The following is a 12,006-nucleotide window of genomic DNA, read 5'->3' on the forward strand; positions in this document are numbered from 1 at the left end:
CGCCTCCGCCACCTCGGTGCTTCCCACGTCCCTGGCCCCCGCCCCGGCCGAGCCGAGCGTCACCGATCTGCGGATGTTCGACGGCACCGGGGGGACGCCCGCCGGGGCACCGCAAAGCGGCCGGTCCGGTACGCGTCGGCCGCGTCGGCGCAGCACCCTGCTCCTCGCCGCCGCCGGTGCCTGCGTCGCCGTCGTCGCGGCGGCCGGGTACGCGAGCGGGCTGTTCTCCTACGAGAGCCCGTCCCGGGACACCGCACTGCCGGACGACATCCGCGCGAGCGTGCCGGACGCCCCGTCGAGCAGCGCGGCGTCCACGCCGCCGAAGGGCGGTGCCTCGGCGGCTCCGCCGGCCCCGGCAGCGCCGCGGCCGTCGCCGTCCCGCACGGCGAGCCCGTCCGCCTCGCCGTCGCCGTCCGCGAGCGCCTCGGCGAGCCCGTCGCAGTCGCCCTCCCCGTCGGCATCGCAGCCGTCGGCATCGGCGACCGGCCCCGGGCAGGCACCTCCGGACAACTCCCGCCAGGACAAGGGACCGGTCGTCCTGCGCCTCGGCGACACCGGCCCGGAGGTCACCGAACTCCAGTCCCGTCTGCGGCAGTTGTACTTGTACGACGAGGACACCGACGGCAGCTTCGACGCCCGGCTGGAGGACGCGGTCCGCACCTACCAGTGGTCCCGCGGCATCCAGGTCGACGACCTGGGCGTCTACGACCGGGAGACCCGGGCGAAGCTGGAGTCGGAAACCCGGGAGCCCTGACCGGCCCGGCCGCCCTATCGTGACGCCGTGACTACTCAGGTGATCGTTCTCAACGGCGGTTCGAGCTCGGGCAAGTCGGGGATCGTCCGGTGCCTGCAAGAGGTCCTGCCCGGATCGTGGATGGCTTTCGGCGTCGACTCGTTCGTCGAGGCACTGCCCGCGAAGCTGGAGGGCTCGGAGGGCGGGATCACGTTCGCGGCGGACGGCGGGGTGAGCGTCGGCGCGGAGTTCCGGGCTCTGGACGCGGCCTGGGCCGAGGGCATCGCCGCCATGGCCCGCGCCGGCGCCGGGATCATCGTCGACGACGTCTTCCTCGGCGGTGCGGCGTCCCGGCAGCGGTGGGAGAAGGCTCTCGCCGGACTCGCCGTGCTGTGGGTCGGCGTCCGGTGCGACGCCGAGGTCGCCGCCGGCCGCGAGATCGCCCGGGGAAACCGGGTCAAGGGCATGGCCGCCTCACAGGCGTCGGTCGTGCACGAGGGTGTGAGCTACGACGTGGAAGTGGACACGACGTACACCGAGTCCCTGGAGTGCGCACGCGTCATCGCCGCCCACGTGTCGGGCGGGCCCTCGCGGCCCGAGTGAGCCGGACGGCTCGGGGTCACCCGATGCGGAGCCGGATCGTCCCGTCGGCACCGGCCTCCACCCGCACCGTCGTGAGGTCCTCCACCACGACGTCCGGTTCGTGGGCCGCTGCCCGGGGTCCGACCCCGACCACCCTCATCCCGGCGGCGCGCCCGGCCGCTATGCCGGCCCCGGAGTCCTCGAAGACCACACAGTCGGCGGGGGCGACGCCCAGCTCGGCGGCGCCCTTCAGGAAGCCCTCGGGGTCGGGCTTGCTCGCTCCGACGGACTCCGCGGTCACCCGCACCTCGGGCTGCTCCAGGCCGGCCGCGGCCATCCGCGCCGTCGAGAGCGGCACGTCGGCCGAGGTCACCAGGGCGTGCGGCAGTCCCCGCAGCGAGGCCAGGAACTCCGGCGCGCCGGGGATCGCGACGACACCGTCGGTGTCGGCCGTCTCCTCGGCGAGCATCCGGGCGTTGTCGGCGTGGTTCTGCTCCATCGGCCGCCCGGGCAGGAGCAGCGCCATGGAGGCGTAGCCCTGCCGGCCGTGGACGACCTTCATGACCTCGTCCCCGTCGAGCCCGTGGCGCTCGGCCCAGCGCCGCCAGACACGCTCGACCGAGGCGTCCGAGTTGACGAGGGTGCCGTCCATGTCCAGCAGGAGGGCGCGGGCGGTGAGCACGGCGGTGGCCGTCATCGGCAGCTCCAAGGCTCGGGGCGCGTTCCAGCGCGGGAGGGGGCGGACGACGGATCGCGACCGGCACGCCCCGGGAGACAAGGCGGCCCCGCCCGCCGGTCAGGGAAAACGGGCGGAGGCCACTTTGTTTCTCTACGGTACAAAACAAGGCGGCCTTCGCGCCAGGGGGCCCCACCGGACGTTCACCCACTGTCCGGCTCGCCCGGCTCAGCCGGTCACGGCCTCCCACAGGCTCCACACCCCGAGCGCCAGCATGACCAGCGCCGCGATCTGCGTGATCAGCCGCAGCGGCACCTTCTTCATCAGCGCCTTGCCGCCGACGATGCCGAGCCCGGCCACGGCCCACAGCGCGAGCACGGCACCCAGGCCGACGGAGAGCGGGTCGTCGTAGCGGGCGGCCAGGTTCGCGGTCATGATCTGCGTCAGATCACCGAACTCGGCGACCAGGATGAGCATGAACCCGGCGCCCGAGACCTTCCAGAAGGACTGGTTCTCCGGCTTACGGACCTCCTCCTCGTCCTCGCCCTTGCGCAGCAGCAGCACCGCGGCCCCGCCCAGGAACAGCACGCCCGTGAGGGCCTGCACGATCTGCTGCGGCAGCAGCGTCAGCACACTGCCGGCGGCGACGGCGAGCGCGACGTGCAGCGCGAAGGCGGCGGCGACCCCGGCGAAGACGTAGGAGGCGCGGTAGCGGGTGCCGAGGACCAGGCCGGCGAGGGCGGTCTTGTCCGGCAGTTCTGCGAGGAAGACGACGCCGAAGACGACGGCCGTCACGGTCAGGCTGATCAAGGGTTCCTCAATCGGTCGGGGCCGCCCCACCGAGAGTGCTGGACCTTCGCACACGACACCTCGGCACGGCAGCACACACGGCACCCGCGCCGGGGGGCGCGGGCGTGCACTGCTTTGCCGAAGGTCTCGCTGGCAGGTCCGGGAAAGGACCGGCCTCCGGGCGCCGGCTCAGGCGGGCTGAGCAGTATGTCGACGGTCCGGCGAAGAGCTACTCCCCTTCTGCGCCGTCCATCGTACGCGACACCCCTGGCGTGAAAACTTTCCCCGTGAACCTTGTCATGTCATGCACGTGTCACTAACTTCTCACCGGGCGCACACCTGTGCGCAACACGGCACCGCGAGCATTCCCCTGCTCGCACGCCAACACCCCCTCCTCCCCAGGGAGTTCGCATGCCCAGGTTCTACGCGCGTCGACGGCTCAGCGTGGCCGCGGCCGCCACCGCGCTCATATCGTCCGTGGCCCTCTTCAACGCCCCCACGGCCTCCGCCGCCCTCCCCACCCCCGTGAGCGGCGCCACCGCACGCTCCTACCTCGCCTCGCTCACCGTGGCGACCGAGGACCGCACCGGCTACAACCGCGACCTCTTCCCGCACTGGATCACCCAGTCGGGCTCCTGCAACACCCGCGAGGTCGTCCTCAAGCGCGACGGCACCAACGTCCAGCAGGACTCCTCCTGCGCCGCCACCAGCGGCAGCTGGTACTCCCCCTACGAAGGTGCCACCTGGTCCGCCGCCTCCGACGTCGACATCGACCACCTCGTGCCGCTGGCCGAGGCCTGGGACTCCGGCGCCGACTCCTGGACCACCTCCCGCCGCCAGTCGTTCGCCAACGACCTGACACGCCCGCAGCTCATCGCGGTCACCGACAACGTCAACCAGGCCAAGGGCGACCAGGACCCGGCCACCTGGATGCCCTCCCGGACGGCGTACCGCTGCACCTACGTCCGCGCCTGGGTGCAGGTGAAGTACTACTACGGCCTCTCCGTCGACTCGGCCGAGAAGTCCGCGCTGACGAACCACCTCGCGAGCTGCTGACACGCTGATTCGTGCCGGGACCTCCCCGCTGACCTCCGTCGTTCCGTACCGTACGGGGCGACGGAGAGGGGAACGACATGAGCGCACTGCGCCTCGGACCGCTGCTGAGGTACACCGACGGCTCCTCCGCGACCGTATGGGTCGAGACGAGCCGTCCGTGCACCGCCGAGGTGCGCTGCGCCGACGGCGCCGGCGGCACGGCCCACAGCTTCCAGATCGCGGGCCACCACTACGCACTGATCCCGGTGACCGGCCTGACGGCGGGTACGACCACGACGTACGAGGTGCTGCTCGACGGCACCAGGGTGTGGCCGCTGCCCGGCTCCCCCTTCCCGCCCTCGGCGATCCACGCGCCGGGCCCGGAGGACGCGTTCAACGTCGCCTTCGGCTCCTGCCGCTGGGCCTCTCCCCCGGCGGGCGGGGACGACCCCGTGGGCCCGGACGCCCTGGACGCCCTCGCCACCCGCCTCGCGGCCGACCCCGGGGGCGAGCGGCCGCACGTCCTGCTGCTGCTCGGCGACCAGGTGTACGCCGACGAGACCTCCGACGCCACGCAACGCTGGCTGGCGGGCCGCCGCGACCTGAAGGAGGAGCCGGGCAACGGGGTCGCGGACTACGAGGAGTACACCCACCTCTACTACGAGTCCTGGCTCGACCCGCGCATCCGCTGGCTGCTGTCCACCGTGCCCAGCTTCATGATCTTCGACGACCACGACGTCATCGACGACTGGAACACCTCCGCCGCCTGGCTCGCCGACATGCGCTCCACCGGCTGGTGGCAGGAGCGCCTGCTGAGCGGCCTGATGTCGTACTGGGTCCACCAGCACCTCGGGAACCTCTCCCTGGAGGAACTGGCGGCCGACCCGGTGTTCGAGGCGGTCCGCGAGACCCCCGACGGGACCGATGTGCTGCGCGCCTTCGCCTCCCGGGCCGACGCCGACGCGGCCACGGTCCGCTGGAGCTACCGGCGCGACTTCGGGCGCGTACGCCTGGTGATGGTGGACAGCCGGGCCGCCCGGGTCCTCGCCGAGGAGGAGCGCGCGATGCTCGACCCGGGCGAGGAGGCCTGGCTGCGCGAGCAGGTGCTGGACTCCCGCGAGTCCTACGACCACCTCCTGATCGGCACCTCGCTGCCCTGGCTGCTGCCGCACTTGGTGCACGACGCGGAGGGCTGGAACGCGGCGCTGTGCGGCGGTGAACGCGGCGAGCGCTGGGCGCGGTTCGGGGAGAAGGTGCGGCGCGCCGCCGACCTGGAGCACTGGTCGGCGTTCCCCGCGTCCTTCGCGGGGCTGGCGGAGCTGATCGCCGAGGCGGGCTCGGGCGACCGGGCGCCGGCGACGGTGTGCGTGCTCTCCGGGGACGTGCACCACGCCTACATCGCCGAGCCCTCGTGGCCCGGCCGGAGCCCGGACGCCCGGGTGGTTCAGCTGGTCTGCTCCCCCGTGCACAACTCCGTCCCGATGTCGATGCGGCTGGCGTTCCGCATCGGCTGGAGCGCGATGGCGCGGCGCCTGGGCCGCGGGCTGGCCCGGCACGGCCGTCTCCCGAAGCCGCCGGTCAGCTGGCGCAAGACGGGCGGCCCCTGGTTCGGCAACCAGCTCATGACCCTGACCCTGCGCGGCCGTTCGGCCCGGCTGCGACTGGAGCACGCCAAGGCCCGCGAGGGCGCGGGCCCACGCCTGACGACGCTTCTGGACTCCGAGCTCGCCCCGTAACTCACTGTTACGCCCCGCTTGTTGCCGCTGTGTTCCGTGATGCTCCGTGATGCCCCGCGATGACAGTGAGGCATCCCACAGCGAGCGTCAATCCTTCCCCAGGAGTCTCCGTTACCGCTCCCGGCGACGGCATGATGAGGCGGACCGTCCGCTTCCTGCCCGGCGGACCGCCGACACGCCCCCCCCCACGCCCGGGAGTCCCACCCTTGTCCGCGTCGTCCGAGGACACCTTCGAGGAACCCTCCGAGGAAGCCTTCGCGCGCGTCTCCGTCGCCCTGGTCGGCGCCGGACCGCGCGGCACCAGCGTCCTGGAACGCCTGTGCGCCTCCGCCCCGGAACTGCTCCCGCCGGGTGCCCTCCTGACGGTCCACGTGATCGACCCGGACCCGCCCGGTCCCGGCCGCGTCTGGCGCACCGCCCAGTCCCCCGAGCTGCTGATGAACACCGTGGCCTGCCAGGTCACCCTGTTCACCGACGACAGCGTCGACTGCTCGGGCCCGATCCGCCCGGGCCCGAGTCTGCACGAGTGGGCGGACGGCGCGCTGGGCCCGGACGAGTACCCGACCCGGGCCGACTACGGCCGCTATCTGGAATGGGTGTTCGCCGAGGTCGTACGGCAGGCGCCGCCGGCCGTACGGGTCGAGACACACCGGGCACGCGCGGTGCGTCTCGACGACACCCCCGGGGGCCGCCAGGCCCTCACCCTCGACGACGGCCGCATCCTGACCGGCCTGTCCGCGGTGGTGCTGGCCCAGGGGCACCTGCCGCGGACCGCCGGCCCGGACCTGCTGCGGCACGCGGCCCACGCCGCGCGGCACGGCCTGCGCCACGTCCCGCCCGCCAACCCGGCCGACGTCGACCTGTCCTCCATACCCCCGGGCGAGCCCGTTCTGCTGCGAGGCCTCGGCCTCAACTTCTTCGACCACACGGCCCTGCTGACGACCGGCCGCGGCGGCCGTTTCGTGCGGGACGCCGGGCGTCTGCGCTACCTCCCCTCCGGCCGTGAGCCGCGACTCTTCGCCGGTTCCCGGCGCGGTGTCCCCTACCAGGCACGCGGCGACAACGCGAAGGGGCCGTACGGCCGGCACGTCCCGCTCGTCCTCACCCCCGAGGTGATCGCCGGGTTCCGCAAGCGCGCGGACTCCGGGGAGGCGCCCGACTTCCTCGCGGAGATCTGGCCGTTGGTGGCGAAGGAGGTGGAGACGGTCTACTACGCCGCGCTGATCCGGCGTGGCGACGCGGACCGCGCCGGGCGGGAGCGGGAGCCGGCCGGGCGGGAGCGGGAGTTCGCAGACCGCTTCCTCGCCGTTCCGCACGGCGATCCCCGGGAGGCGCCCCTGCTGGAGGAGTTCGGGGTGCCGGACGCCGACCGCTGGTGCTGGGAGCGGATCTCCCGCCCGTACACCGGACGGGACATCGCCCACCCCGGCCGGTGGCGCGACTGGCTGCTGGCACATCTGCGCGAAGACGCCGCCCAGGCCGCCCTGGGCAATGTGCACGGCCCGCTGAAGGCGGCCCTGGACGTGCTGCGCGACCTGCGCAACGAGCTCCGGCTGATCGTGGACCACGGCGGCCTCGCCGGTGCCTCCCGTCGGGACCACCTGGACCGCTGGTACACCCCGCTCAACGCGTTCCTGTCCATCGGCCCGCCGCGGCGCCGCATCGAGGAACTCGTGGCCCTCATGGAAGCGGGCGTGGTGGAGGTGCTGGGACCGCGACTGCGGGTGACGGAGGAGGACGGGGCCTGGGCCGCGCACTCCCCCGACGTGCCGGGGCGGGCCGTCGTTGTGAGAACCCTCATAGAGGCGCGCCTGCCGGAACCGGACCTGCGGCACACCGCCGACGCCCTCCTGGCCGGCCTGCTGCGCAGCGGGCGGTGCCGACCGCACACCGTCGACGGTTACGAGACAGGCGGACTGGACGTCACATCCCGCCCTTATCGGCTGATGGATCGTCAAGGAGTTGCACACACAACGCTGTTCGCGTTCGGCGTGCCGACAGAAGGCGTGCACTGGGTGACCGCCGCCGGAGCCCGCCCAGGGGTGGATTCGGTCACTCTTTCGGACGCGGACGCGGTGGCGAGAGCCGTTCTACGTGCGACTGGGCCCGAATTCGAGCCCCAACGGGAGGCAAAGTTGTGGCCAAATGTTGAACTTGCAAGCATCAATTAGGCGCACCTAACGTGGGCTACTCCGCGGTATCCGTCCCCGACCGGCCTCCCCAGGGCCGGCCAACCGAAGGAGAGACCCCCCACATGACCGCTCGCCTCAACGGCGCACAGCCGTACGCCCTCGGACTGTTCCGGATCGTCGTCGGCCTGCTCTTCGCCTGCCACGGCGCCGTCGCGCTCTTCGGCGTCCTCGGGGGCGTGGACGGCAAGGGCGGCACCGCCGCGACCGGCGCCTGGCCGAACTGGTACGCGGCCGTCATCGAGCTCGTCGGAGGCACCCTGGTACTGCTGGGCCTCGGCACCCGCATCGCGGCGTTCATCTCCTCCGGCGCGATGGCGTACGCGTACTTCAAGGTCCACCAGCCCCAGGGCCTGTGGCCGATCGAGAACAGCGGCGAGGGCGCGGCCATGTACTGCTGGGCCATGTTCCTGCTGATCTTCACGGGTTCCGGCGCGTTCGGTCTGGACCGGCTGCTGGCCAAGCGCACCTCGACGCAGGAGCAGCGCTCCGCCGGCCAGGCCCCGGTGGCCGCCTGAGCCGCCCGGCCTCCCGGACACCCAGCGGCGCCTCCCCCACCGGGGAGGCGCCGCTGTCTCTGTGCCGCCCCGGCCCCGGGGCGGCGAGGACGGCACCCGCATATATGCCGACAATCCGGGGCGAGGCGCGACGAGGTGAACACTCCGCACCGAACGTATGAGCCCCCCGTGAACCGCCCGTCACACCTCAGGCGTACGCTCTATGGCTGTCATGGCCACTCCTGCCGTCTCCGCCCGCGCCATCGCGGCACGGTCTGGCCCACGGGGGCGTCACGGGGAGTCGCGGTGCTGGAGGACTTGGGGTCGCTGATCGGCAGCCCATGGATCTACGCGGTGGTGGCCTTGTCCGTCCTGCTCGACGTGTTCCTGCCGGTGCTGCCCAGCGGCGTCCTGGTGATCACGGCGGCCACGGCGGCGGCAGCGGGCACGGCGGCCGACGTACCCGACATCCTCGTCCTGACCCTCTGCGCGGCCACGGCCTCCGTCCTGGGCGACCTGCTGGCCTACCGCCTCGCCTGGCGCGGCGGCGCCCGGCTGGACCGGGCGATCTCGCGTTCCCGGCGGCTCACCACCGCCCAGGATCGCCTCGGCGCGGCGCTCGCGCGGGGCGGCGGCGCCCTCGTCGTCCTCGCCCGGTTCGCGCCCGCCGGCCGCTCGGTGGTCTCCCTCGGCGCGGGCGCCGCCCGGCGCCGCGTCCGCGACTTCCTGCCCTGGTCGGCCCTGGCCGGTCTCACCTGGGCCGCGTACAGCGTCGCCCTCGGCTACTTCGGCGCCCACCTGCTGGGCGCGAGCTGGGTGGCCACGGCGGTGTCGGTGGGGGCGCTGTTCGGGGCCGGGGCGGGCGCGGCGTATCTGATGCGGCGCGAGCCGCGGACGTCGTAGACCGGCTCCCCTCACCACCACGACCACTCCGAGACCTGGAAGCGGCTGAGACATTGACAACCACGGCGTCGCGGGAAGCCTCCCGAATAGGACGGATCGCGCTCGCCGCGAGGCGGCGGCCCCGTGCGATGCTGTGGGCCGCCGCCGGCGTGGTCACCCTCGGCTTCCTCGTCGCGCTCCAGATCACCGCGCACCACCTCGGCGTACCGGGGCCGATCACCACGCAGGCCCGCGAGGTGATCCACGCCCCCAAGTCGGGGTTCCTGCTCTACGCCAGCATGGCGCTGATGATGGTGGTGCTCACCTGGCGGCAACGGCTCATCGCTCTCGGCACCGCGGTCGGCATCGACCTCGTCTTCCTGCTGGTGCGGTGGGCGACCGGCACCCATCCCGCCGAAGGCCACCCGTTCGGCAACGGCGCGCTGTGGGTGATCCTGGGCGTGGCGGTCTTCGCCCTCGTACGCCGCACCGGCCCGGAACGCGTCCTGATACTGAAGGGCGTGGGGCTCGGCCTGCTGCTGGTGACCGGCCGCAAGACCGGTGACACCTGGCTGCTGATCACGTCGCAGACCCGCCCGGTCACGCTCGACCCGTACGTCGCCATGGCCGATCACGCGCTGGGCAACCCGTCGTGGCTGGCGGGCCGGCTCCTGCGGGCGAGCGGTCCGGTCGGCGAGCACGCTCTCGACTACGTCTACGCCCAACTCGCTGTGGCGGCGGTCTGCGTGGCGCTGTACCAGCTGCGCAACGTGGCGGCCGAGCAGCGCTTCCCGCGCCACCACCTGGTGCGGACCTTCCTGCTCATCGGCCTGCTCGGACCGGCCTTCTACATGATCTACCCGGTGGTCGGGCCGATGTTCGCCTACGGCCCCGAGGGCGGGCACTGGGCGGCGGCCGACCTGTGGCCGGACACCCTGCCGCCGGTCATCACCCCGTACGAGCTGCCGTTCGACGAGATCACCCCGCGCAACTGCATGCCCAGCCTGCACACGGCCTGGGCCGTCACGATCTTCATCCACTCCCGCAAGGGACCGCGCGCCCTGCGGTACGCCGGCACGTTCTGGCTGGTCGCCACCCTCGCCGCCACGCTGGGCTTCGGCTGGCACTACGGCGTGGACCTCATCGCCGGCGTGGTGTTCGCGTACACGGTCGAGGCGGCGCTGCGCACGTACGACCGCGGCTGGGACCGGGCCGGAGTGCGGCTGATCGCGTACGGCGCGGCCGTCTTCACGGTGCTGCTGGCGTCCTACCGCTTCGTGCCGCTGGAGATGGCCGCCCACCCGTGGCTGTCCGGCCCTCTCCTGCTGCTGGCGATGTCCTCGGTGGTCTACGGCTACCTGCGGACCACCCGGCTGTGGGAAGCGGAGGCCGTACCGGCGCCGCGCCCCGAACCACAGCCGGAACTGGCGGTCTGAGGCGCGGGGCGTTCCGCCAGGGTCGTTCGTGCCGCCCGGGCCATTCGTCCCGAACGGGTCATTCGTCTCGAACGGGTGCGCCCCGGCCGTCTCGAACGGATCAGGCCCGGCTCGCCTTCCGTACCCCGGCCCCGCGGACCTCCAGACCGTCCAGCAACTCGGCCGTGGCCTGCGCGACGGCCTCCACGGCGCGGTCGAACACCTCCTGGTTGTGAGCGGCGGGGGCACGGAATCCCGAGACCTTCCGCACGTACTGCAGGGCGGCAGCGCGCACGTCGGCCTCGGTGGCCTCTTCCGGTATGGCGGGCGGACGCAGCGTCTTGATACTCCGGCACATGCCCCCAGTTTCACCCGTCCGGCCCTCCTGCGACAGCGGCGCCTGCCATGATCACTCCGAGGCGGCCACCATCCCGGGGCCGACCGACGAGAGGAACTCCTCGTGGCGAACGAACGCACCGTGGCCGTCCTGGGCCCCGGCGGAGTGGGCGGCCTGCTCGCCGCCCTGCTCTCCCGCTCCGGCCACCGCGTGGTCTGCCTGTCCGGCGAGCAGACCGCCGAGACCCTGCGCACCGGCGGCATCCAGGTGCGCAGCGCCCGCTTCGGCGACTTCACGGCCCGCGTCGAGGCGGACACCGAGCTGCGCGAACCGGTCGACGCATGCCTGGTCACCGTGAAGGACACCGCCCTGGACGCCGCCCTGGCCCGGGTCCCCGCCCCGGTGCTGGGCGACGGCCTTCTCGTGCCGTTCCTGAACGGTGTCGAACACCCGGCGGCCCTGCGCGCCCGCTACCGGCCCGACCGCGTGGCCCCCGCCGTGATCCGGGTCGAGTCCACCCGGGTCGCGCCGGGCGTCATCGACCACGGCAGCCCCTTCGCGGAGATCGACCTGACCGGCGCGGATGTGCCCAGGCCGCGCCTGGACGCCCTCGCCGGGGCCTTCGCTGCGGCCGGTCCGGCCACCCGGGTCCTGGAGGACGAGACGGCGGCCCTGTGGGCGAAGATGTCGTTCCTGGCACCGTTCGCCCTGCTGACCACGCGCTACGGCCTCCCCCTCGGCGACGTCCGCACCCGTCACCGCGACGAGCTGACCGCCCTGGTGGAGGAGACCGCCGCGATCAGCCACGCGTGCGGCGGCCCGGCGGATCCCGCCCAGGCCCTCGCCCGCTACGACGCCTTCCCGGCGGCGACGAAGTCGTCGATGCAGCGCGACGCCGAGGCCGGCCGGCCCCTCGAACTGGACGCCATCGGCGGGGCGTTGCTCCGCGCGGCCGGGCGCCATGGGGTTCCGGCCCCGGTGGCGGCGCGCGTGGTACGGGAGTTGTCGGACGGGGCCGGGGGCACGGCCCGTCGCTGAGGCGCAGCCGTCGCTGAGGCGCAGCCGTCGCTGATGCGGAGCCGTCGCTACGGGGGCACACCCGTTCGCAGGAACCACAGGAAGGAACTCGCCCAGC

The 12,006-nt window shown here is 73.1% G+C and carries 12 protein-coding genes; 9 read left to right on the forward strand and 3 right to left on the reverse strand.

Features of this window, described 5'->3' with window-relative positions; all coding sequences use genetic code 11:
- A partial coding sequence (locus tag GTY56_RS02400) for a peptidoglycan-binding domain-containing protein (protein ID WP_237524349.1) occupies positions 1-754 on the forward strand: 754 nt, incomplete at its 5' end.
- Positions 755-781: 27 nt separating this feature from the next.
- Complete coding sequence (cpt, locus tag GTY56_RS02405; RefSeq protein ID WP_346345397.1) at positions 782-1,336, forward strand: chloramphenicol phosphotransferase CPT; 555 nt, start codon at positions 782-784, stop codon at positions 1,334-1,336.
- A 16-nt stretch (positions 1,337-1,352) separates the two neighbouring features.
- Here the strand turns inward: cpt and GTY56_RS02410 are convergent, their stop codons facing one another.
- Complete coding sequence (locus GTY56_RS02410) at positions 1,353-2,012, reverse strand: HAD-IA family hydrolase (RefSeq protein ID WP_161361975.1); 660 nt, start codon at positions 2,010-2,012, stop codon at positions 1,353-1,355.
- Between the two features lie 207 nt (positions 2,013-2,219).
- Positions 2,220-2,801: a TMEM165/GDT1 family protein gene (locus GTY56_RS02415; RefSeq protein ID WP_161361977.1), complete on the reverse strand. Its 582-nt coding sequence runs from the start codon at positions 2,799-2,801 to the stop codon at positions 2,220-2,222.
- 390 nt (positions 2,802-3,191) lie between these two features.
- Here GTY56_RS02415 and GTY56_RS02420 point away from each other — a divergent pair, with 390 nt between their 5' ends.
- The 6 genes from GTY56_RS02420 to GTY56_RS02445 all read left to right on the forward strand — a co-directional run bounded on the left by GTY56_RS02420 (position 3,192) and on the right by GTY56_RS02445 (position 10,555).
- Positions 3,192-3,836, forward strand: coding sequence for an HNH endonuclease family protein (locus GTY56_RS02420; RefSeq protein WP_161361979.1), 645 nt, complete (start codon positions 3,192-3,194; stop codon positions 3,834-3,836).
- A gap of 77 nt (positions 3,837-3,913) precedes the next feature.
- The gene (locus tag GTY56_RS02425) at positions 3,914-5,551 is read left to right on the forward strand and encodes an alkaline phosphatase D family protein (RefSeq protein ID WP_161361980.1); all 1,638 of its coding nucleotides are present in this window, start codon (positions 3,914-3,916) and stop codon (positions 5,549-5,551) included.
- A 206-nt stretch (positions 5,552-5,757) separates the two neighbouring features.
- Positions 5,758-7,722 carry an FAD/NAD(P)-binding protein gene (locus tag GTY56_RS02430; RefSeq protein WP_237524350.1) on the forward strand — a complete coding sequence of 655 codons (1,965 nt, stop codon included), beginning with the start codon at positions 5,758-5,760 and terminating at the stop codon, positions 7,720-7,722.
- Between the two features lie 83 nt (positions 7,723-7,805).
- Positions 7,806-8,258 carry a DoxX family protein gene (locus GTY56_RS02435; RefSeq protein ID WP_161361983.1) on the forward strand — a complete coding sequence of 151 codons (453 nt, stop codon included), beginning with the start codon at positions 7,806-7,808 and terminating at the stop codon, positions 8,256-8,258.
- A gap of 285 nt (positions 8,259-8,543) precedes the next feature.
- A complete protein-coding gene (locus GTY56_RS02440) occupies positions 8,544-9,140 on the forward strand; it encodes a VTT domain-containing protein (protein ID WP_161361985.1) in 597 nt (198 codons plus the stop codon).
- 128 nt (positions 9,141-9,268) lie between these two features.
- Positions 9,269-10,555 (forward strand): phosphatase PAP2 family protein, encoded by a 1,287-nt coding sequence (locus GTY56_RS02445; protein WP_161361987.1) that lies wholly within the window; start codon positions 9,269-9,271, stop codon positions 10,553-10,555.
- Between the two features lie 100 nt (positions 10,556-10,655).
- Here the strand turns inward: GTY56_RS02445 and GTY56_RS02450 are convergent, their stop codons facing one another.
- Positions 10,656-10,892, reverse strand: coding sequence for a DUF2277 domain-containing protein (locus tag GTY56_RS02450; RefSeq protein ID WP_161361989.1), 237 nt, complete (start codon positions 10,890-10,892; stop codon positions 10,656-10,658).
- Between the two features lie 102 nt (positions 10,893-10,994).
- Here GTY56_RS02450 and GTY56_RS02455 point away from each other — a divergent pair, with 102 nt between their 5' ends.
- Positions 10,995-11,909 (forward strand): 2-dehydropantoate 2-reductase, encoded by a 915-nt coding sequence (locus tag GTY56_RS02455; protein ID WP_161361991.1) that lies wholly within the window; start codon positions 10,995-10,997, stop codon positions 11,907-11,909.
- Positions 11,910-12,006: the final 97 nt, after the last annotated feature.

The sequence above is a fragment of the Streptomyces sp. SID5643 genome (genome assembly GCF_009872555.1).
GTDB lineage: Bacteria > Actinomycetota > Actinomycetes > Streptomycetales > Streptomycetaceae > Streptomyces > Streptomyces iakyrus.

Bases quoted from the DNA above. Each gene is read 5' to 3' on its own strand.
- GTY56_RS02425 (WP_161361980.1), top strand. From the start codon at position 3,914: ATGAGCGCACTGCGCCTCGGACCGCTGCTGAGGTACACCGACGGCTCC.
- GTY56_RS02420 (WP_161361979.1), top strand. From the start codon at position 3,192: ATGCCCAGGTTCTACGCGCGTCGACGGCTCAGCGTGGCCGCGGCCGCC.
- GTY56_RS02450 (WP_161361989.1), bottom strand. From the start codon at position 10,892: ATGTGCCGGAGTATCAAGACGCTGCGTCCGCCCGCCATACCGGAAGAG.
- GTY56_RS02435 (WP_161361983.1), top strand. From the start codon at position 7,806: ATGACCGCTCGCCTCAACGGCGCACAGCCGTACGCCCTCGGACTGTTC.
- GTY56_RS02410 (WP_161361975.1), bottom strand. From the start codon at position 2,012: ATGACGGCCACCGCCGTGCTCACCGCCCGCGCCCTCCTGCTGGACATG.
- GTY56_RS02445 (WP_161361987.1), top strand. From the start codon at position 9,269: ATGCTGTGGGCCGCCGCCGGCGTGGTCACCCTCGGCTTCCTCGTCGCG.